Raw genomic sequence first — 20,528 nt, 5'->3', positions numbered from 1 at the left:
ACTACTTTCTTTTTTCGATACGAAAAGACGTAACCAATTTTGGTTACGTCTCATTCTATCCAATTAATTGAATAATACACTCACAGATTCTTCTTCGTATACACGAATGATTGCTTCTCCGATTAATGGAGCAACTGAAAGTTCATGTACTTTGTCGATTTTCTTCTCTTCTGGTAATACGATAGAGTTCGTTACAACTAACTCTTTAATATTTGAATTTTGAATACGCTCAATTGCTGGACCAGATAATACTGGGTGTGTACAGCAAGCATATACTTCAGAAGCACCGTTCTCAACAAGAGCGTTTGCTGCTAATGTAATTGTACCAGCTGTATCAATGATGTCATCAATTAAAATCGCTGTTTTACCTTCAATATTACCGATAATGTTCATTACCTCTGATACGTTCGGGCGAGGACGACGCTTATCAATAATAGCGATTGGCGCTTTTAGACGATCTGCCATTTTTCTTGCACGAGTTACACCACCATGGTCAGGAGACACGATTACGATATCTTTAAGACCTTTTGTTTCAAAGTAATCTGAAAGAATCGGTACACCCATTAAGTGGTCGATTGGGATATCAAAGAACCCTTGAATTTGTGGAGCATGTAAATCTAGAGTGATTACACGAGTTGCACCTGCTGTTTCAAGCAAGTTTGCTACAAGTTTCGATGTAATTGGTTCACGAGAACGCGCTTTACGGTCTTGACGCGCATAACCATAGTAAGGAATAACAATATTAATTGTTTTCGCAGATGCACGTTTTAATGCATCAATCATAATAAGTAATTCCATGATATGTTCGTTTACTGGGAAGCTTGTAGATTGAATAATGAATACATCGCAACCACGGATACTTTCTTCAATGTTAATTTGAACTTCTCCATCACTAAAACGATCAACAGAACATTTTCCTAGCCCTACTCCAATATGCTTTGCAATCTGCTCAGCAAGTTCCTTATTAGAGTTTAAAGAGAATACTTTCAAATTAGAATTTAGATATTGAGTCGACATCTAGATTAACCCTCCACATTATGATTTTTTCTTATTCAGCAATTGATCAACATAGTCTTCTTTGTTAACTTGACGTGCACGTGCTACCGATAATGCTTTTGATGGAACATTCTCTGTAATTGTAGAGCCTGCTGCCACATAAGCACCATCTTCAACTGTTACTGGAGCAACAAGGTTTGAATTACATCCAATAAATACCCCATTACCAATCACAGTTTTGAATTTATTCTTACCGTCATAGTTCACCGTAATTGAACCACAACCAAGATTCACGTCTTCTCCAACTTGTGCATCCCCGATATAACTCAAGTGTGAAGCTTTACTTCTATTACCAAAGACAGTTTTTTTGATTTCCACGAAGTTTCCAACGCGTACTTCGTCTCCAATAACTGAATCTGGGCGAATATGTGCAAATGGACCAACCGATACTTCTGTACCAAGCTTACTATCATGTACAGTAGATTGTCGAATTGTCGTACGATCTCCAATTTCACTATCGCGAATTACTGTATGCGGTCCAATTTCACAATCAGAGCCAATTACAGTGTTCCCCTCAATAATTGTTCCTGGATGAAGAACTGTATCACTACCGATAACTGCATCAGCAGAAATATAAGTGTTACTTGGATCAATAATTGTAACACCGTTTACCATGTTCTTTCGGTTGATACGGTTTTTCATAATAATTTCCGCTTGCGATAGAGCGACTCTGTCGTTAACACCTAACGTTTCGTCGAACTGCTCTGTTTGATAAGCTGATACGATATGACCTTCATTTTTTAAAATCTCAATAACATCTGGAAGGTAATATTCACCTTGCACGTTATCATTTGAAACTTTAGAAAGTGAAGCAAATAAAGCCTTATTATCAAAACAATACGTACCTGTATTGATTTCTTTAATAGCTAATTCTTTCTCATTTGCATCTTTATGCTCAACAATCTTTTCAACATGACCATTCTCATTACGAACAATACGGCCATATCCAGCAGGCTCTTCTATGTATGCTGTTAGCACCGTCGCCATTGCTCCTGCTTCTTTATGTTGCTGAAGTAATGCTTCCATTGTTTCAGCAGTTATTAGAGGCGTATCACCACAAATAACTAAAGTTGTTCCTTCTTCATTTGCAAGTACACTTGCAGCTTGATCTACAGCATGTGCTGTACCAAGTTGTTCTGCTTGTAATGCAAATTCACTTACGTTCCCTAGCTGTTCTTGTACCATTTCAGCACCATGTCCAACAACCGTTACAAGTTTCTGCAATCCTAATTGAGATACTTGATCGACTACGTGTTGTACCATAGGTTTTCCACATACAGGATGCAGCACTTTGTATAGCTTAGACTTCATACGTGTGCCTTTACCTGCAGCTAGAATCACTGCAAATCTGTTTGACATATAGACCCTCCATCGCAACCTATTTATCCATTAAAGATATTATCCTAAATCATCATATATTTCAAGAAACACATTTTAACTATTAAATTTTACCATAATTCTTATAAGATGTTTTACTCTTTAGTATCTTTTTTAAGAAATAAGCTATACTATTTAAAATGATTTTGAAAAAATTAGTAGTTTCTTCTTTTTATGTTAATAAATTATGCAGTTTCCAAATATAAAGCAAAAAAAAACAAACCCCTGTAAATGCTTACAGGAGTTTGCTACAAAATTATAAGGCTTTTTGTCAAAAGCCCTTTTCATTCGAATTTTACGAAGCACCCGCTTCTTCAAACTCAACCTCTTCTAACTCGCCTAAACGATGATACTCTGTTAAAACCGCATCTTGAATTTTAGAGCGTGTACCAGAATTAATTGGATGTGCAATGTCACGGAACTCTCCATCTGGAGTACGTTTACTTGGCATTGCTACAAATAATCCATTATTACCATCAATTACACGAATATCATGAACAACAAATTCATGGTCTAGAGTAATAGAGGCAATTGCTCTCATGCGGCCTTCTGTGTTTACGCGGCGTAATCTTACGTCAGTCACTTCCATCTTGTGTTCACCACCCTTTTCTAAATAAGCGATATATTTGTATAAATTCCACAAATTTTCTATTTTCCCTTTAATTTTTTAAAAATTTTTAAGATAAAAATTTTTAAAGTAGTTGAATATAGAGATTAGTGGAGGTTATCGCTTACAAAAGGTTACTTAACTAGGGCGATTACTTCAATTTCAACGGAAACATCTTTCGGTAATTTTGCTACTTGCACACAAGATCGAGCTGGTTTATGAGTAGAGAAATAAGAGCTATACACTTCATTCACAGCATTAAAATCATCCATGTCCTTTAAAAATACTGTTGTTTTTACGACTGTATCAAATGAAGCACCTGCTTCCTCTAATACCGCTTGTAAATTTTGAAATACTTGTTCTGTTTGTACTGTTACATCTCCTGTTACAAGCTCCCCATTTGCCGTCAATGGAATTTGTCCTGAGCTATAGAACATGTTATTTACAATAATCCCCTGTGAATAAGGTCCAATTGCTTGTGGTGCCTTGCTTGTTTGAACAACTTTCATACTTTTCACCCTTTTATTATTTATTTTACTCTTTAAAAATAGTGTACGAAAGGCAGTTTGTCCATCTATTTTATAATCTATAAATAAAATAAAAAAGATAGAGCTATCTGCTCTATCTTTTATTCCGCCTCTACAAGCCCTTCATCAAATGGCGCAAGAGAATAATTCCCTTTTTCCACTTGAATCGTTTTTTCTTTCACATCAACTTCCGATAGACGAATTAATGATACAAAATTATTAATTAGTCGTTCTTCAATATCTGTGGATTCTACTAATACACCAATACCAACAACATTAGCCTTGAACTCTTCTAACATACTCATCATACCTTGAATTGTTCCGCCAGCTTTCATGAAGTCATCAATAATTAAAACATTCGACCCTTCTGGAAGACTGCGTTTTGCTAACGTCATTGTTTGAATTCGTTTAGAAGAACCCGACACATAGTTAATACTAACAGTCGGACCTTCTGTTACCTTATTATCTTTCCTTGCAATTACAACTGGTACATCTAAGTAATTTGCCACTGCATAAGCAAGTGGAATCCCCTTCGTTGCCACCGTCATAACTGCATCAATTGGTTGCCTAGCAAAAACAGAAGCAAACAAACGACCTGCGCCATTAATATGGCGAGGATTACTCAATAAATCTGTCATGTATAAGTAACCGCCAGGCAAAATACGATCTGGGTTTTCAAATAAGCCACAAAGCTCATCAATAATTAGATCTGCCTCTTCTTCACTTATATACGGTATATATTTCACTCCTCCTGCTGCTCCTGGTATCGTTTGCAATGTGCCGACCCCTTGTTGTTCAAACGTTTGCTTAATAATAACTAAATCTTCACTAATGGAAGACTTAGCCGATTGATACCTTTCAGCAAAAAAAGTGAGAGATACTAGCTGACGAGGGTTTTGTAGCAAGTAATAAGTCATATCGACTAATCTTGTACTTCTTCTAATTTTCATACTCTCACCTCAAATCACGAATATTCTAAACAAATCATAACGTATTATACGTCTTTATTCAAGCGTTTCTCGCTCTCCTAATAAACGTACCGCATAGACTTGTTCACAAAATCCTTTTAATCCGTTATAAATGCGATGCATTCGTGAATCATGGTGTACAAGTCCAAATACAGTTGGACCACTTCCACTCATTAATACAGCATCCGCTCCAAATCGCTTCATCTGTGATTTAATACGGGCAACTTCAGGATGCATTCCAAATGTTACATCTTCTAAAACGTTACCAACAGTATCACAAATTCCTTTATAATCACCAGAATTTATGACATCAACCATTTTATCTACATTCGGATGTGTAACTCGATTTAACTTTAAATTTCCATACACATCAGCAGTAGATACACCTATATGTGGTTTCGCTAAAATAACCCAACAAGAAGGCGGAGTCTTTATATGCTCAATTTTCTCTCCTCTTCCAGTGGCAATTGCTGTGCCTCCGTATACACAGAACGATACATCTGATCCAATTTCTGCGCCAAGCTCTGCTAACTCATCAATTGTAAGCCCTAAATTCCATAATTTATTAAGACCACGTAATGTGGCTGCTGCATCACTACTTCCACCTGCTAATCCAGCTGCTACTGGAATCGTTTTTTCAATAGTAATAGATACACCTTTTTTTACATTAAACTTCTCTTTTAATAATTTCGCTGCCTGATAAGCTAAATTTCGTTGGTCGTCTGGGACATACCGATTATGGGATAAAATTTCAATACGGTCTTCTGCTAATTCCGTTAGTTCTAGACGATCTGCTAAATCAATGGTTGTCATAATCATTTTCACTTCATGATATCCGTCTTGTCTTTTTCCCAGTACATCTAACGACAGATTAATCTTTGCTGGTGCTTTCACTAGTAGCTTCAATCTATTCACCCACTCTATGTACTCAATCTTTTATCGTTTATTTTACCATAAATTTATAGTAAGACGATGACACTTCCCTAATTATAACGAAAAGCATTCAGAATGAAACTACTTATGTAAAATGATGGCACCTTTTAGAGTACAAAAAGCCGAGGAATGTCTCCTCGGCTACCGTAGCATAGAAAGTATCTTACAACTACTGGTTTCGTTTCATTAATTGCTGTTCTGCAATTTCTATAGCACGTTTCACCATGTTACCAGCATCTTTCGCACGAATTCCGCCCCATCCTTCTTTCTGAACAACATCATAAAAGCCAAGCTCTTTTGCTAGCTCTTCTTTAAATTGGTTTGACATGACACCTCTTCGTCTACTCAATGCAGAGTCCCTCCTTATTTTGCTACGGTATAGTTAGTATGCAAAATAATATAGCTTTTCATTTATGGGAATATATGTAATGATATACGGATTATAAAATGACCTCATTATGAGGGTCTCCATAAAATGTTAACTCTACTGTCTCTGTTAAAACATCTGCATAACTATAAGATACACGTTGCAACGCATCTTCTTGTTGATCTAATTGTACAACAAAAACGGAACGGTATGTTTCTGCTAGTACACCTGATTGCTCCACAGTTTTTCTTCTTCCACTATTTGCTTTTAACATAAGTCGCTGTCCAAGATGGTGATCTAATTCGCTTTTAATTTCATCTAAACGTTTTGACATATACTTCGCTACACCTCGCTGTAATTTAGATTGAACACTTAAAGCACAATATATCTATCCTAATTATTAACCGCGATTCACAGCTAATATCATCCTGCGTTTGAATAGATAGAAGAAATACTATATTGTAAAAGTATCATTACGTAGTCTGCACGTTCTTACCTCTTTTTATCCAAATTCATTTAAATCCTTCCATACAAAAAAGCAAGATACATATGTATCCTGCTTACTCTTCGTAATGTTGAAAAGGTAATCCCGTTCGTAAAATCCCTCTCGTTTCAATTCCACCTAGTCCCTTTTCACCAGTAATTGTATTACGTACGACATCCCATACATTGACTCTCTCCATAAATGAAGTAAAACTAATTTTACCAACTACATATACAGGATCTAGTGCATGAATATTAATTCTAGATGGTGAACTAGCGAAATTGGCCCCTGCACGAATTAGTGCCTCAAAATGTGATTGACATGCCCCAGCAAAAATAACAAGTTGATCCAATGATGGATATTTTTTTCGCACTTCACGAACAGCCTGTACAAAATGTCTTGAATGCCTATATGCCGCTAAATCTCCCTTCACTCCTTTTGATTTTGTATATGCATCATGCCCTGTAATAACGAGAATGTCTGGGCGAAAGTGATCTATTAAGTCTACTACTTTTTCATGCATCTCCGTTTCTTTACAATGAATACCTTGAACAGGAACGCCAATTTTATTATATAAATCTAAGCACTTGCGCAAATATAAAGGGTCTCCATCTATATGCAATACACGTCCCGGCATTTGAAAATAATTCACCTCACTTGTGTATCCACCAGTTGAAGTATGTTCATGCCTTTGTTTCATCAGTACATAATCTTGTTGAAACAAACGATACGTGCGCTCCATTGTTTCTTTCTCACGCTTCACCCTTTTTTTATGTTCTCTTTGATCTATACTAATTAAATCTTCAAGTGGCGCATCCGCCACCAGTCTAATTTCCTCTCCAAACAATATAGCTATCTCGCCTTTTATTTCTATAATACGAAAAAGAATATCCCTCTTATGAGAATATCGTTCCACTAATTCTCCAACATGTAAAACCATTCTCCTACCTCCAAACTCATTAGGCCATCTTACCTGTTTTTAAAGTATGAATTTAAAGAGAGAAAGGTGACAAAAGGGACAGTTCAACTTGAACTGTCCCTTTCATATTCTTATGATAATTTATGAAGAACTAATGCATTACTTAATGTTGCAAACTCTTCAATAGATAGCGTTTCGCCTCTTCGCTTTGGATCAATTCCTACTTCTGTTAAAATTCGATCCAATAATTCCTTATCTTTCGGGAAACCATTTAAATTATTTGATAAATTATTCATCAAAGTTTTACGGCGCTGTGCGAAACTTGCTCGTACTACTTCAAAGAAGAATGTTTCATCTGTCACCTCTACAACCGGTTTCGGACGCTTTAGAAGGCGAATAATTGCAGAATCAACATTTGGCTGTGGTACAAACACTGTACGCGGTACAGTCATAACTGTTTCAACTTCTGTATAATACTGAATAGCAATCGATAAAGAACCATACTCTTTCGTTCCAGGTTTAGCAGCTAAACGATCTCCAACTTCTTTTTGCATCATAACAACAAATCCACGAACTGGTAACTTTTCTTCAAGCAATTTAAATAAAATTGGCGTTGTAATATAGTATGGTAAGTTAGCTACTACCATTACATCTTGCCCTTCTTCAAATTGCTCATTAAATACTTCATGTACATCTGCTTTTAGTACGTCTTTATTAATAACTGTAACGTTACCATATGGCGCTAACGTCTCATCTAAAATTGGTAATAGTCTTTGATCAATTTCAAAAGCCACTACTTTTTTAGCACGCTTTGCTAATTGCTCTGTTAATGCACCAATACCTGGTCCAATTTCAATTGCACCACTTTCTGAACCAATTTCTGCATGATCGACAATACGATTTAATACATTTGTATCAATTAAAAAGTTTTGTCCTAAACTTTTTTTGAATGAAAATCCATACTTTTCAACAATGTCTTTTGTACGATTTGGCGTTGCGATATCCTTCATTTTTTTTCCTCCTGTATTACTTGCTTATAAGCTTCTGCAAATGATTCCTTTGAAACTTGAAACATCTGTAATCGTTTATGTAACTGTTTTGCATTTGTATAACCAATCTTTAATAGCTTACCCATTCTTTCTCTGCGGCTCTTTGCCATTTCTCCGCCCACTAAGCCTGCATCGACTAAATCACTCCAACTAATTTCACTTGTGTAAGCTTCCATTTCTTCATGTATATTCTCTAGAGCGCGGCGAATCGACTCATTAGAAGCGTGTTCGATCCCAACACCCTTTTTCCTTTTAGCAAGCGCTTCTTCCTTCGGTAAAAAGGCATGCTTACAGCCAGGAACCTTGTCAGAAATAATTTTTCGAATACGCTCTCCAGGATAATCCGGATCTGTGAAAATAATAACGCCCCTTTTTTGCTGCGCTAATTTAACTTGCTCAATAACATGATCACCGATTGCTGAACCGTTCGTTTCAATTGTATCCGCATCAACAGCACGCTTAATCGCAACTGTATCATCTTTACCTTCTACAACGATAATCTCTTTTATTTTCATGCTTGCCTCCACACTCATTTCGTCTCTACTTAGTAAAACAAAAAAATGACGACTTTTCCATTATTATTTTCCCCATTCTTATATTTTAAAAAATAGAATAGAAAAATCTTTGTTCTCTGTCCTTATTGTAACACTTCATCATTCACATTTATTTTCTTCATCACTTCTACTAGTTTTTCTCAAAATAAAAAAGAACAGGTTTCCCCATTCTTTTTTATTCAACACCAAATAAAACTTTTGCATTTTTAGTTGTCATTTCTGCTACTTCCTCATAAGAAATTCCTTTTAAATTCGCAATTTCTTCTGCCACGAGTTTTACATAACTCGGTTCATTTCGTTTCCCTCGAAATGGATGCGGTGTTAAATACGGACAATCCGTCTCTATTAACAATTTCTCTAATGGAATCTCCGTAGCAACCTCTTTCGGCTTCTTAGCGTTTTTAAATGTAACTGGTCCACCTAACGAAATTAAAAAGTTCATATCAACACATCGCTCTGCTACCTCTACGCTGCCGCTAAAGCAATGCATAATGCCTCCTACTTCAGCTGCATTCTCTTCTTCTAGAATATCAACAATATCTTGAGTTGCATCGCGGTTATGTATAATAATCGGCAATTTTACTTTTTTCGCTAATGCAATTTGTTTACGGAATACTTCTTTCTGTATTTCTTTTGGAGACTTATCCCAGTGATAATCTAAGCCCATTTCTCCAAGTGCAACGACTTTAGGATGAGAAGCAAGTTCTTCTAACCAAGCTAAATGTTCTTCTGTCATGTCGATCGCATCAACTGGGTGCCACCCAACCGCAGCGTAAATAAAATCATAGGCTTCAGCTAATTCCATCGCCTTTTTTATCGTTACTTCATCAAAGCCAACAACAACTGTATAAGTAACTCCCGCTTCTTTCATTCGGGCAATAACCTCTTGCAAATCTCCTTCGAATTGCTCTGCATTCAAATGTGAATGTGTATCAAACAACATAATACATAACTCCTTTTATATTGAAATCAAGTTTATTCTACAAAAATAAGTTCTTTAATAACTTAACGATAACAATACTACAATCTTAATGCAAAAATAGAGAGTGTAAAAAGAAAAAAGACGCTTCACACATGTTACACGTGAAACATCTCTTTTCTTGTCTTAATTACTTGATTTTTGTACCATTTGGTAGATTTTGGTCAATTGATGCTAATGACAATACGCCATTCTCTTCACCCGCTAAAATCATACCTTGCGATAATTCACCGCGTAATTTTACAGGTTTTAAGTTTGTTACACAAATAACCTTTTTACCTTTTAAGTCTTCCGGCGAATAGAATTTTGCAATTCCAGAAACAACTTGACGCTTTTCTGTACCTAAGTCTAGTTGAATTTTTAACAGCTTGTCTGCTTTTTTCACAGGTTCAGCAGATAGTACTTCAGCTACGCGTAATTCTACTTTAAAGAAATCATCAATTGTAATTTCTTCTGCCTTCGGTTCTTCTTCTTTTTTCTCTTCTACTTTAGGAGCAGAGCTTTTCATTTGTTCTTTAATGTACTCTACTTCCACTTCCATTTCTAAACGAGGGAAAATTGGGTTTCCTTTTTCTACTTTTGTTCCAGCTGGAATGCAGCCAATTGTAGATAGACTTTCCCAAGATTTATGAGCTTCATCAGTAAGGCCAAGCTGAGCAAACATCTTGCTTGGTGCTACTGTTAAGAATGGCATAAGCATAATACCTGTTTGACGAAGTACTTCTGCTAAATGAGCCATTACAGAGGCTAACTTTTCACGATCATTCTCATCTTTTGCTAATACCCATGGTTGTGTTTCATCAATATATTTATTCGTACGACTAACTAGTTGCCAAATAGATCCTAACGCTACAGAGAACTCCATATTCTCCATTGCTTCTTCTACTTTTTTCAAAGTATCTTGTGCAAACGCTACTAACGTTTCATCAAATTCCGTCACATTTGCTTTAAATGCAGGGATTTCTCTGTTAAAGTACTTATCAATCATAGCTACTGTACGATTTAATAAATTACCTAAGTCATTTGCTAAGTCGAAATTAATACGCTCCACAAATCCTTCTGGTGTAAATACGCCATCAGATCCAAATGGAACTTCACGAAGTAGGTAATAACGTAATGCATCTAATCCGTAACGATCGATTAATGTAACTGGATCTACTACGTTTCCTTTTGACTTACTCATCTTTCCATCCTTCATTAAAATCCAGCCATGAGCAAAGACTTTCTTCGGAAGAGGTAAATCTAATGCCATTAAAATTATCGGCCAATAAATTGTATGGAAACGAACAATTTCTTTCCCAACTAAATGCACATCTGCAGGCCAGAATTTTTTATATTTCTCTTCATTTGCTGTTCCATAACCTAACGCCGTAATATAGTTAGATAATGCGTCAACCCACACGTAAATAACGTGTTTTGGGTTACCAGGAACACGAACTCCCCAGTCAAATGAAGTACGAGAAACTGCTAAATCTTCTAATCCCGGTTTAATAAAATTATTAATCATTTCATTTTTACGAGACTCCGGCTGAATGAAATGTGGATTATCTTCATAGAACTTTAATAGTCTGTCGACATATTTACCCATTCTAAAGAAATAAGATTCTTCACGAACAAGTTCTACATCATGACCACTATCTGGGCTTTTTCCTCCAACTACTTTGTCGCCTTCCATAATTGGATCTACTAATTGATGCTCTGTATAGAACGTCTCATCTTGTACAGAATACCAACCTTCATATTCATCAAGATAAATGTCACCTTGATCTACTAATTGTTTAAAGATTTTTTCGACAACATCTTTATGACGATCTTCAGTTGTACGAATAAAATCATCATAAGAAATATCCATCTTCTCCCAAAGCTCTTTAATTCCTGCAACAATGTTATCAACATATGCCTGTGGCGTAATATTTAACTCTTCTGCTTTCTTTTGGATCTTCTGTCCATGCTCATCAGTTCCTGTTAAATAATGCACATTATAACCTTGCATACGCTTATATCGTGCCATCGCATCTCCTGCTACTGTCGTATAAGCATGTCCAATGTGTAATTTTCCACTTGGATAATAAATTGGGGTAGTAATATAAAAGGACTTATTTTCCTCTGTCATTGTTTTGGACCTCCCGAATAACCTCATATGTATTTATAAACAGTATATCAAAAACTCATATATAAAGTGAAACTTTAATCAGTAGGGTTTTTGTTCCTCCCCACTAATTATTAGCCTACGTTAATTGGGCTTTTACGAGCAGCCCAAATCTAACTTATCTTCTTTACGCCAACCTAATTTTCAATTTAGGTCTTAATGCTCAATATCTTTATCATCTATTGCTCATATTTCAAAAAAAATATACAATATCCACTTTTAATTTATTATTTTTTCAGAAAATAATGTAAATAATTGTGGAATTTCCTCTCAATCTATTATATATAAGAAATAAGAAATCTATAAATCTTTTTAAAAAATATAGAATTTAAGAATTGACGGAAATGTAAATGATTGGTATCATATGTCCATAGGGTATTTTGTCGAAAAATGACGAATCTAAAAATAGACTCGAAACTTATAAACTATTTATTTAGGAGGAAAAAAATTATGAAATCTACTGGTATTGTTCGTAAAGTTGATGAATTAGGTCGTGTAGTAATTCCAATCGAATTACGCCGTACTTTAGGTATTGCAGAAAAGGACGCTCTTGAAATCTATGTTGATGACGAAAAAATCATCTTAAAGAAATATAAACCAAACATGACTTGCCAAGTAACTGGTGAAGTATCTGACGGTAACCTTTCTTTAGCTGAAGGTAAAATCATCTTAAGCAAAGAAGGCGCTGAACAAATCTTAAACGAACTTCAAGATTATATCGAAACAGCAAAATAAGCTTCTCAATTATGAGAAGCTTATTTTTTATCGACATGATAGATTTGATATACATCTCTTTTCGACAAATCTCGATCTTTAGCGACTGTTTTAATCGCTTCTTTTGAATTCATACTTTTTTCATTTATATAATATTCAATATGATCATATACCGAAAGAGATTCCCACCATTGTTCTTCTGGAGCAGGTTCTTCTGTTGAACCAGATACTAAAATACAAAACTCACCACGTACTTCATTTTGCTTCGTCCACTCAATTGCTTCTTCGATTGTTCCTCGAATAAATTCCTCAAATTTTTTCGTTAACTCTCGACATAATACAATCTCTCTATTTCCCAACACTTCCTGCATCGAAATTAAAGTATCATCTAAACGATGAGGTGCTTCATAAAACATCATTGTAGTTTGTACATAACGAAGCTTTTCTAACTCCATCTTCCGTTCCTTTTTGTTTCTCTGCAAGAAACCATAGAAATAAAACTGCTTTGTTTCAAGACCGGATGCAATTAATGCTGTAAGGGCTGCATTTGCTCCAGGAAGCGGAATTACATGATATTGCTCAGCTACTGCCTCAACGACAATATCGTAACCTGGATCAGAAATACACGGCATACCAGCGTCACTAACAAGTGCTACATTCTTTCCATCCTCTAATTTCTCTAACAGTTTCTTCCCACTTACTTCTTTATTGTGCTCATGATAACTCGTGACAGGTGTTTCAATTTCAAAATAATTACAAAGTTTTTTCGTTTGTCTCGTATCTTCAGCAGCAATTAAATCAACTTCTTTTAAAATTCGGATTGCACGAAATGTCATATCTTCTAGATTTCCAATAGGAGTTGGTACTAAATATAAAACTCCCTTTTCATTTTGTTGAAAGCTTTTTTGTTGCCACATAGCGTTCTCCTTTTTGCATATATGCCTCTTTTTGTTTTCTCGTTAATTGCTTAAAGTAATACTCCGCTTGCATAGCTGTACGCTTATCATCGTGGGTCTCTACATATTTTAAAACAACAGGAAGCCTGACGCGTGTATACTTAGCCCCTTTGCCGCTATTATGAGTCTGAATTCTCTTTTCTATATGGTTTGTATATCCAGCATAATAACTTCCATCAGAGCACTCTACCACATAAAAAAAGTGCTTATTCTTCTCCATATAAAATTGAACGTAGCTCCTTTGTATATTCGTTATTGTTCTCATATACAACGAGAGGCGGTAAAATTTTCAAATCTGCATTTCCATCCTTAATTCCTTCAATTAACAATGTATTTGCTTCTTTTCCAACCTTAGGATAAACAAATTGCACACGCTTTGGTTCAATTTTATATTTACGCATTAATGTGACAATGTCTAGTAATCGCCCTGGACGATGTACAAACGCTACTTTCCCACCTTGTTTTACTAACTGACTACTTGCAGATACAACATCTTCTAATGTACACATAATTTCATGACGAGCTATCGCTAAATGTTCATTCATATTTTTCTCTGAAGTTTGAGGTGTTTGAAAATATGGTGGATTGCATGTAACAACATCATATTGATGACGCCCAAGTTTCTCTGGCATATCTTTCAAATCTCCATGTATGAGGTGAATTCTTTCTTCCAACCCATTGTATTGAACACTTCTTACTCCCATATCATATAAGCGTTCTTGAATTTCCACACCAGTAATATTTCCTTTTGTTCTTGTACTTAATAGAAGGGGAACAACCGCGTTACCTGTACACAAATCAAGTAAATTCCCCTTTTGAATTGGTACCCATGCAAAATCTGCGAGTAAAACGGCATCTAAAGAAAAATTAAATACTGATGGGCTTTGTATAATCTTCATGTCTTGTGCTAATAAGTAATCTAAACGTTCATCTTCATATAAATTCATATACTGCTCCTTTTCTTACCCTTAACCTACCCTATTTCATGTATAAAAAATTACCTTTCCAATTATAATTGGAAAGGTAATTTCACTTTTTATTTAAGAATGAAAGGCAGAACAAACAATCTCCCTCTTTACGTACACTTCCATAATGTAGATTGCAAATATGAAAACCTTCTTGATATAGTCTGGCTAAATTGTCATAGCCTTCACCAATATCTGTTTTCGGCTTCACTTCTTTACGTTTTTGAGTTTTTTGTTTTTCTTTATTCTGCACTTCTTCAAAACGGTGTCGCAAATTGTTATTTTCCATTTTTATATGCTGGTTTTCTTCCAACAACTCTGCAAGATGCTGTTTTAATTCTCCCAACTGTTTATATAAATGTCCAATTTGCTCTTCCATACTAGAAACCGATTCAAAAATATCTTTTTTCTCCACAAGCACCCACCTCATTAATCTGTGGTTTGACTCGAAACGACCCCTTTATTCACTAACTCATCTAACGTATATTCTACTATCCGTTCCTTGTCTACTAGTTCCACTTGAATTAATCTTTCTAAAATATTTAATCCGATAACACGGCCAGTACCATGCGGGGTTTGTATACGTTGATCTAAATCAGGAAGTTGTTCCTTTGCTGCCTCATATTCATCATTCTCATATTTTAAGCAACACATTAAGCGACCACATAAACCAGAGATTTTTGCAGGATTTAATGATAAATTTTGATCCTTTGCCATTTTAATGGATACAGGTTCAAAATCCCCTAAAAAAGTAGAACAACAAAGCATACGACCACATGGACCAATACCACCTAGCATCTTCGCTTCATCACGAACACCAATTTGTCTTAGTTCAATTCTTGTTCTAAAAATTGCGGCTAAGTCCTTCACTAGTTCGCGGAAATCGATCCGACCATCCGCAGTAAAATAGAAAATAATCTTATTACGATCGAATGTATACTCTACATCTACAAGTTTCATATCAAGATTATGCTCTACTACCTTTTGTTGACAGACTTGATATGCTTCTTTGGCAGCATGTTTGTTCTCTTCAACAATGGTACGATCATTTTCATTTGCAATACGAATAACCTTTTTTAGCGGTAATACAACGTCGTTTTCATCAACTTGTTTTTTGGTAATAACTACTTTTCCGTATTCAATACCTCTTACCGTTTCTACAATGACAAACTCATTTTCAGAGATATCGAACTGGTTTGGATCAAAGTAATATACCTTTCCGGCCTTCTTAAAGCGAACACCTACTACATCATACAAAACGGTCATCCCTCCTGCAACCGCAACACTAACTGTTCGAACACAAGCTGCGCATTTACATTAGCGTTGATTCTATTTTTTGCCTCTAATATATTAAAGAGAGCTGATACAATGCGCTTCTGAGCATAGGAAAACGATTCAAACATCTCTTTCTGCTCATGAAAAACAAGACGATCTTCTTCTCCAAGTTGAACATATAATAAATCCTTATAAATAAGGAGTAACATATCTAAACCTTGCTGTAATTGTTCTTTCTCTCCAAAGTGTTTTCCCCATTTTTCTTGTACAAAAAAAATAGAGGTTTTATCTTTTTCGAGCGCTTCACATAATTTTATCACTAAAGCTCGTGCTTGTGCAAACCATTCATCACTACATAAAGCTAAAGCTTCATCAAAACTATTTGTAAGTTGAGCAGCAAGTGTCGATAAAGATGCTGTAATCCCTTCATCCTGTAATCTTCTAATTAAAGATTCCGTAGGTAACGGTCTAAACGTAACAACTTGGCAGCGAGATAAAATCGTATTTAAAATTTGATGACTTTGTTCAGTAAGTAAAATAGCAGTTGTATCACTACTTGGTTCTTCTAAAAATTTCAAAAGTGTATTTGCCGCATTTGCTGTCATACGATCTGCGTGCTCAATAATATATAATTTTTTATTTGCCTCTAATCCTGTTTTTGAAAACTCTTCTTGCAAATCATGAATTTGCTGCTTCTTAATAGATAATCCGTCTGGTTTTACAATATGTAAGTTAGGGTGGTTACCTGAATCAATTCGCTTACAGTTTGTACATACATGACAGGGCTCTACTCCATTCCGCTCAGAACAGAGGAAACTCTTTGCCATTTGAATTGCTGTCGCAAACTTTCCTGTCCCTTTCCCTCCCTCTAACAAGTAAGCGTGGGATATACGCTCTTTTGCAATGCTATTCATCAACATTTTTACACCGATGGGTTGTATAGCAGAAAGCTGCTCCCACGTCTTCGTCATAATGCATACCTCACTTATTTCATTCTTTCCTTCTATTATAACAATTTATCTTCTATAATCTGAACAACTTCTTCTATAAGTTTTTCCATCGGTTGATCAGCATTTACCAATACAATACGATCCGAGAAACGTTCTACAACTTGTAAATACCCTTCGCGCACACGTTTATGGAAAGAGATATCTTCCATATCTAGTCGATTTACTTCACGTCCTGCATCTTTTTCAATCCGAGCCAAACCAACCTCAGGCTCAATGTCTAGATAAATTGTTAAACTAGGCATACAGTCCTCTGTTGCGAAACGATTTATTTCAAATACCTTATCCATACCCAATCCTCTTGCATAGCCTTGGTATGCTAAAGAGCTATCTATAAAACGATCACATAACACGAGGTAGTTCTCATTAAGTGCTGGCATAACTTTTTCTACTAAATGTTGTCTGCGCGCAGCAGCATAAAGAAGCGCTTCTGTACGTGCTTCCATCATCGTATATTCTTGTTTATGTAAAATCGTCCTAATGTCCTCAGAAATTGCAATACCGCCTGGTTCCCTTGTCGCCATTACCTTCTGTGCTTTTTGTTCAAAATATGGCAATAAGCTTTTAATTAACGTTGTTTTACCTGAACCTTCTGGGCCCTCAATTGTTACAAATAATCCCTTCATCCTAAAACCTACTTTCTATATCATACACTTTCATATATTTCGTATTACCTTGAAAACGAGCTCCTGCTCTTTCTAAATACATAATTTGCTCTTTATGCTCTGAAGTAATTCTCTCTCCATACATAATTAATGGAATTCCAGGTGGATACGGAATCACCATTTCCGCCGCTATCATTCCAACAGCCTCTTCTATAGATACTATCTTTGTTTCATATCCGTCTAGTTGTTTATACGTATACGGTAAAAGAGAGAATTCACCATTATAAGTATAACGAATAGATTCCCTCTTGTCTTTCACCTCATAATGTTGCAATGCTACTCGGATCATCTCTATAACCTTCATATATCCCTCATTTACTTGTAAGGGTAAAATAAATAGGACATTGTACGGATCAGCCATCTCTGTATATATACCGACCTTTTCAAATACAGACTGTAATTCGTACCCTGATAACTGACAACGAGTTTGTACGGTGACCTTTAACTCATCTTGCAACGGATATTCTAAAATGGTGATTTGGGGAATAGAACGTAATTGTTCCTTAAATCTTCGTAAAAACTCAACAATTTCACTGTGACCTTCTTCTTTTATACGCGCCATTGTAAAGCGTGCTATATCCAAGGAAGCCATAATTGGATACGATGGACTACTAGATTGTAGCATACTTAAATAAGTAGTAACCTTATCTTCGTCTACTAAATGACTATTTATATGTAAATAGGAACCCATTGTCATTGCGGGTAATGTTTTATGTGCAGAATGAACTACAATATCTGCACCATATGTTAATGCTGACTTCGGAAATGGTTCTCCCAAACATAGATGTGCCCCATGTGCCTCATCTACCAAAACAGGGATTTTATGTGCATGTGCAAAAGCGATGCTTGCCTCTAGATCCATCCCCATACCATAATAATTAGGATGCGTTAAAATAAGTGCTTTCGCATTTGGATACTTTCCAATTGCGTTCTTAATAATTTCATTACGAACTCCCACTGGTACGTTATAAGCTTCATCAATCCATGGATCTAAAAAAATGGGATTTGCTCCCGCAAGTTTTAAACCATTAATAATTGATTTATGACAATTTCTTTGTACAAGAACAATATCATGTTCCCCGCAACAAGACAAAATCATTGCTAAGTTCCCGACTGTTGAACCATTAATTAAAAAATAACTTCTCTTTGTATTATAAACTTCAGCCAATAATTGTTGTGCCTCATCTATACATTCAAACGGACTATGCAAATCATCTAGTCCTGCTAATTCAGTTACATCAATAGATAGAATACCTTTAAACTCTCTTATTGCCTCCTGAGGGAAGTTTAAACCATTCTTATGACCAGGAACATGAAAGGATAACGGCCCTCTTTCTTTAAACTCTATTAACGCCTCATATAAAGGCATACGATTTTGATTCATCTACATCTCTTCCTTATTATTCATTCTCTATCTATTATACAGAACAAAAAAAATAATAGGCATATGCCTATTTAAAAATATGATACTTCTAATTTTCGAAGCTGCTTTAAATAATATATATATTTCGGATCATCTGTCTCTGTATTCACCATATCCTTTTCACATTCATGGCATATTAAATTATTATAAACATATATACCTTCTTTTCTTTTTGTCTCACAAACAATACAAACTTCACTTTGTAATTTCATAATCTTCCCTCCCTATTTAAGTGAACCTATTTTATACTTCTAATCCTTAACAATTTACAGAAAAATATACACCCATCTTTTATATAATATGATTAACTCTTGGGCAACGTGTTTGTATTTCCATTACTTCTTTCCCATTCTTTTTAACAATACAAAAAAACACAAGTCAAATGACTTGTGTTTTTAGTTGCTTGGCGACGTCCTACTCTCACAGGGACAAGGTCCCAACTACCATCGGCGCTAGAGAGCTTAACTTCCGTGTTCGGTATGGGAACGGGTGTGACCTCTCTGCCATCATCACCAAACTATGAAGGCATATTCCTTCAAAACTAGATAACATTGCTACATATTATATGGTTAAGTCCTCGATCTATTAGTATTCGTCAGCTCCACATGTCACCATGCTTCCACCTCGAACCTATCAACCTGATCATCTTTCAGGGATCTTACTAGCTTACGCTATGGGAAATCTCATCTTGAGGGGGGCTTCATGCTTAGATGCTTTCAGCACTTATCCCTTCCGCACATAGCTACCCAGCTATGCCCTTGGCAGAACAACTGGTACACCAGCGGTGCGTCCATCCCGGTCCTCTCGTACTAAGGACAGCTCCTCTCAAATTTCCTACGCCCACGACGGATAGGGACCGAACTGTCTCACGACGTTCTGAACCCAGCTCGCGTACCGCTTTAATGGGCGAACAGCCCAACCCTTGGGACCGACTACAGCCCCAGGATGCGATGAGCCGACATCGAGGTGCCAAACCTCCCCGTCGATGTGGACTCTTGGGGGAGATAAGCCTGTTATCCCCGGGGTAGCTTTTATCCGTTGAGCGATGGCCCTTCCATGCGGAACCACCGGATCACTAAGCCCGACTTTCGTCCCTGCTCGACTTGTAGGTCTCGCAGTCAAGCTCCCTTATGCCTTTGCACTCTACGAATGATTTCCAACCATTCTGAGGGAACCTTTGGGCGCCTCCGTTACACTTTAGGAGGCGACCGCCCCAGTCAAACTGCCCACCTGACACTGTCTCCCGGGTCGATAAGACCCGTAGGTTAGAATTTCAATACAGTCAGGGCGGTATCCCACCAGCGCCTCCACCGAAGCTAGCGCTCCGGTTTCAATGGCTCCCGCCTATCCTGTACAAACTGTACCAAAATTCAATATCAGGCTACAGTAAAGCTCCACGGGGTCTTTCCGTCCTGTCGCGGGTAACCTGCATCTTCACAGGTACTATAATTTCACCGAGTCTCTGGTTGAGACAGTGCCCAAATCGTTACACCTTTCGTGCGGGTCGGAACTTACCCGACAAGGAATTTCGCTACCTTAGGACCGTTATAGTTA

At 36.4% G+C, this 20,528-nt stretch carries 23 protein-coding genes and 2 rRNA genes (1 of these 25 cut by a window edge); 1 reads left to right on the top strand and 24 read right to left on the bottom strand.

Annotated features, from left to right (window positions below; genetic code table 11):
• Positions 1–63 precede the first annotated feature (63 nt).
• From V7S45_RS00285 to metG, 13 genes are all read right to left on the bottom strand, one after another.
• Positions 64–1,017, bottom strand: coding sequence for a ribose-phosphate diphosphokinase (locus V7S45_RS00285; protein ID WP_000107420.1), 954 nt, complete (start codon positions 1,015–1,017; stop codon positions 64–66).
• A gap of 18 nt (positions 1,018–1,035) precedes the next feature.
• Complete coding sequence (gene glmU / locus V7S45_RS00280; protein WP_000071041.1) at positions 1,036–2,415, bottom strand: bifunctional UDP-N-acetylglucosamine diphosphorylase/glucosamine-1-phosphate N-acetyltransferase GlmU; 1,380 nt, start codon at positions 2,413–2,415, stop codon at positions 1,036–1,038.
• Between the two features lie 313 nt (positions 2,416–2,728).
• Positions 2,729–3,022, bottom strand: coding sequence for a septation regulator SpoVG (gene spoVG / locus V7S45_RS00275; RefSeq protein ID WP_000454041.1), 294 nt, complete (start codon positions 3,020–3,022; stop codon positions 2,729–2,731).
• A 152-nt stretch (positions 3,023–3,174) separates the two neighbouring features.
• The gene (locus V7S45_RS00270; RefSeq protein WP_000869815.1) at positions 3,175–3,549 is read right to left on the bottom strand and encodes a RidA family protein; all 375 of its coding nucleotides are present in this window, start codon (positions 3,547–3,549) and stop codon (positions 3,175–3,177) included.
• Positions 3,550–3,668: 119 nt separating this feature from the next.
• A complete protein-coding gene (gene purR / locus V7S45_RS00265) occupies positions 3,669–4,517 on the bottom strand; it encodes a pur operon repressor (RefSeq protein WP_000702466.1) in 849 nt (282 codons plus the stop codon).
• A gap of 54 nt (positions 4,518–4,571) precedes the next feature.
• A complete protein-coding gene (gene ispE, locus V7S45_RS00260) occupies positions 4,572–5,441 on the bottom strand; it encodes a 4-(cytidine 5'-diphospho)-2-C-methyl-D-erythritol kinase (RefSeq protein ID WP_000772104.1) in 870 nt (289 codons plus the stop codon).
• 196 nt (positions 5,442–5,637) lie between these two features.
• Positions 5,638–5,796: a small, acid-soluble spore protein, alpha/beta type gene (locus tag V7S45_RS00255; protein ID WP_000070633.1), complete on the bottom strand. Its 159-nt coding sequence runs from the start codon at positions 5,794–5,796 to the stop codon at positions 5,638–5,640.
• Between the two features lie 112 nt (positions 5,797–5,908).
• Positions 5,909–6,169, bottom strand: coding sequence for a Veg family protein (locus tag V7S45_RS00250; protein WP_000044347.1), 261 nt, complete (start codon positions 6,167–6,169; stop codon positions 5,909–5,911).
• A 226-nt stretch (positions 6,170–6,395) separates the two neighbouring features.
• A complete protein-coding gene (gene yabG / locus V7S45_RS00245; protein WP_000242868.1) occupies positions 6,396–7,259 on the bottom strand; it encodes a sporulation peptidase YabG in 864 nt (287 codons plus the stop codon).
• Positions 7,260–7,369: 110 nt separating this feature from the next.
• The gene (gene rsmA, locus V7S45_RS00240; protein WP_000651548.1) at positions 7,370–8,248 is read right to left on the bottom strand and encodes a 16S rRNA (adenine(1518)-N(6)/adenine(1519)-N(6))-dimethyltransferase RsmA; all 879 of its coding nucleotides are present in this window, start codon (positions 8,246–8,248) and stop codon (positions 7,370–7,372) included.
• Entirely contained in the window at positions 8,245–8,802 is a 558-nt protein-coding gene (gene rnmV, locus V7S45_RS00235) for a ribonuclease M5 (RefSeq protein WP_000692835.1), read from the bottom strand. The genes rsmA and rnmV overlap by 4 nt, the downstream gene beginning before the upstream one ends.
• Positions 8,803–9,016: 214 nt before the next feature.
• Complete coding sequence (locus V7S45_RS00230; protein ID WP_000895851.1) at positions 9,017–9,784, bottom strand: TatD family hydrolase; 768 nt, start codon at positions 9,782–9,784, stop codon at positions 9,017–9,019.
• 166 nt (positions 9,785–9,950) lie between these two features.
• A complete protein-coding gene (metG, locus tag V7S45_RS00225; protein ID WP_088346484.1) occupies positions 9,951–11,960 on the bottom strand; it encodes a methionine--tRNA ligase in 2,010 nt (669 codons plus the stop codon).
• Positions 11,961–12,419: 459 nt separating this feature from the next.
• On the opposite strand from metG, the gene V7S45_RS00220 reads away from it, so the two are divergent.
• Complete coding sequence (locus V7S45_RS00220; RefSeq protein WP_000843036.1) at positions 12,420–12,704, top strand: AbrB/MazE/SpoVT family DNA-binding domain-containing protein; 285 nt, start codon at positions 12,420–12,422, stop codon at positions 12,702–12,704.
• 20 nt (positions 12,705–12,724) lie between these two features.
• On the opposite strand, the gene rsmI is transcribed toward V7S45_RS00220, so the two are convergent.
• The 11 genes from rsmI to V7S45_RS00165 form a co-directional block, all read right to left on the bottom strand.
• A complete protein-coding gene (rsmI, locus tag V7S45_RS00215) occupies positions 12,725–13,600 on the bottom strand; it encodes a 16S rRNA (cytidine(1402)-2'-O)-methyltransferase (protein WP_025686737.1) in 876 nt (291 codons plus the stop codon).
• Positions 13,569–13,859 (bottom strand): GIY-YIG nuclease family protein, encoded by a 291-nt coding sequence (locus tag V7S45_RS00210; protein WP_000414350.1) that lies wholly within the window; start codon positions 13,857–13,859, stop codon positions 13,569–13,571. The genes rsmI and V7S45_RS00210 overlap by 32 nt, the downstream gene beginning before the upstream one ends.
• On the bottom strand, positions 13,846–14,586 hold the full coding sequence (locus V7S45_RS00205; protein ID WP_001055366.1) for a tRNA1(Val) (adenine(37)-N6)-methyltransferase: 741 nt from the start codon (positions 14,584–14,586) through the stop codon (positions 13,846–13,848). The genes V7S45_RS00210 and V7S45_RS00205 overlap by 14 nt, the downstream gene beginning before the upstream one ends.
• A gap of 82 nt (positions 14,587–14,668) precedes the next feature.
• Entirely contained in the window at positions 14,669–15,019 is a 351-nt protein-coding gene (gene yabA / locus V7S45_RS00200) for a DNA replication initiation control protein YabA (protein ID WP_000412063.1), read from the bottom strand.
• Between the two features lie 14 nt (positions 15,020–15,033).
• On the bottom strand, positions 15,034–15,861 hold the full coding sequence (locus V7S45_RS00195; protein WP_000272429.1) for a stage 0 sporulation family protein: 828 nt from the start codon (positions 15,859–15,861) through the stop codon (positions 15,034–15,036).
• Between the two features lie 5 nt (positions 15,862–15,866).
• Entirely contained in the window at positions 15,867–16,850 is a 984-nt protein-coding gene (gene holB / locus V7S45_RS00190) for a DNA polymerase III subunit delta' (protein ID WP_000169564.1), read from the bottom strand.
• Positions 16,851–16,885: 35 nt separating this feature from the next.
• A complete protein-coding gene (gene tmk, locus V7S45_RS00185) occupies positions 16,886–17,512 on the bottom strand; it encodes a dTMP kinase (RefSeq protein WP_000677218.1) in 627 nt (208 codons plus the stop codon).
• Between the two features lies 1 nt (position 17,513).
• Positions 17,514–18,935, bottom strand: a complete 1,422-nt coding sequence (locus V7S45_RS00180) for an aminotransferase class I/II-fold pyridoxal phosphate-dependent enzyme (protein ID WP_017657146.1) — start codon at positions 18,933–18,935, stop codon at positions 17,514–17,516.
• Between the two features lie 71 nt (positions 18,936–19,006).
• Entirely contained in the window at positions 19,007–19,186 is a 180-nt protein-coding gene (locus V7S45_RS00175; RefSeq protein ID WP_000776278.1) for a sigma factor G inhibitor Gin, read from the bottom strand.
• A gap of 189 nt (positions 19,187–19,375) precedes the next feature.
• Positions 19,376–19,491, bottom strand: a 5S ribosomal RNA gene (rrf, locus tag V7S45_RS00170).
• Between the two features lie 48 nt (positions 19,492–19,539).
• Positions 19,540–20,528, bottom strand: a 23S ribosomal RNA gene (locus V7S45_RS00165) (it continues 1,933 nt past the right edge of the window).

This window comes from Bacillus sp. BR3(2024) (genome assembly GCF_039134555.1).
GTDB lineage: Bacteria > Bacillota > Bacilli > Bacillales > Bacillaceae_G > Bacillus_A > Bacillus_A cereus.
The sequence above is the reverse complement of the archived record's forward strand: the minus strand, read 5'-3'. Positions and strand labels throughout refer to the sequence as shown.

Excerpts from the sequence above, each read along its gene's own strand:
- V7S45_RS00285 (WP_000107420.1), bottom strand. The coding sequence starts at position 1,017 with ATGTCGACTCAATATCTAAATTCTAATTTGAAAGTATTCTCTTTAAAC.
- glmU (WP_000071041.1), bottom strand. The coding sequence starts at position 2,415 with ATGTCAAACAGATTTGCAGTGATTCTAGCTGCAGGTAAAGGCACACGT.
- spoVG (WP_000454041.1), bottom strand. The coding sequence starts at position 3,022 with ATGGAAGTGACTGACGTAAGATTACGCCGCGTAAACACAGAAGGCCGC.
- V7S45_RS00270 (WP_000869815.1), bottom strand. The coding sequence starts at position 3,549 with ATGAAAGTTGTTCAAACAAGCAAGGCACCACAAGCAATTGGACCTTAT.
- purR (WP_000702466.1), bottom strand. The coding sequence starts at position 4,517 with ATGAAAATTAGAAGAAGTACAAGATTAGTCGATATGACTTATTACTTG.
- V7S45_RS00255 (WP_000070633.1), bottom strand. The coding sequence starts at position 5,796 with ATGTCAAACCAATTTAAAGAAGAGCTAGCAAAAGAGCTTGGCTTTTAT.
- V7S45_RS00250 (WP_000044347.1), bottom strand. The coding sequence starts at position 6,169 with ATGTCAAAACGTTTAGATGAAATTAAAAGCGAATTAGATCACCATCTT.
- yabG (WP_000242868.1), bottom strand. The coding sequence starts at position 7,259 with ATGGTTTTACATGTTGGAGAATTAGTGGAACGATATTCTCATAAGAGG.
- rsmA (WP_000651548.1), bottom strand. The coding sequence starts at position 8,248 with ATGAAGGATATCGCAACGCCAAATCGTACAAAAGACATTGTTGAAAAG.
- rnmV (WP_000692835.1), bottom strand. The coding sequence starts at position 8,802 with ATGAAAATAAAAGAGATTATCGTTGTAGAAGGTAAAGATGATACAGTT.
- V7S45_RS00230 (WP_000895851.1), bottom strand. The coding sequence starts at position 9,784 with ATGTTGTTTGATACACATTCACATTTGAATGCAGAGCAATTCGAAGGA.
- metG (WP_088346484.1), bottom strand. The coding sequence starts at position 11,960 with ATGAGGTTATTCGGGAGGTCCAAAACAATGACAGAGGAAAATAAGTCC.
- V7S45_RS00220 (WP_000843036.1), top strand. The coding sequence starts at position 12,420 with ATGAAATCTACTGGTATTGTTCGTAAAGTTGATGAATTAGGTCGTGTA.
- rsmI (WP_025686737.1), bottom strand. The coding sequence starts at position 13,600 with ATGTGGCAACAAAAAAGCTTTCAACAAAATGAAAAGGGAGTTTTATAT.
- V7S45_RS00210 (WP_000414350.1), bottom strand. The coding sequence starts at position 13,859 with ATGGAGAAGAATAAGCACTTTTTTTATGTGGTAGAGTGCTCTGATGGA.
- V7S45_RS00205 (WP_001055366.1), bottom strand. The coding sequence starts at position 14,586 with ATGAATTTATATGAAGATGAACGTTTAGATTACTTATTAGCACAAGAC.
- holB (WP_000169564.1), bottom strand. The coding sequence starts at position 16,850 with ATGACGAAGACGTGGGAGCAGCTTTCTGCTATACAACCCATCGGTGTA.
- tmk (WP_000677218.1), bottom strand. The coding sequence starts at position 17,512 with ATGAAGGGATTATTTGTAACAATTGAGGGCCCAGAAGGTTCAGGTAAA.
- V7S45_RS00180 (WP_017657146.1), bottom strand. The coding sequence starts at position 18,935 with ATGAATCAAAATCGTATGCCTTTATATGAGGCGTTAATAGAGTTTAAA.
- V7S45_RS00175 (WP_000776278.1), bottom strand. The coding sequence starts at position 19,186 with ATGAAATTACAAAGTGAAGTTTGTATTGTTTGTGAGACAAAAAGAAAA.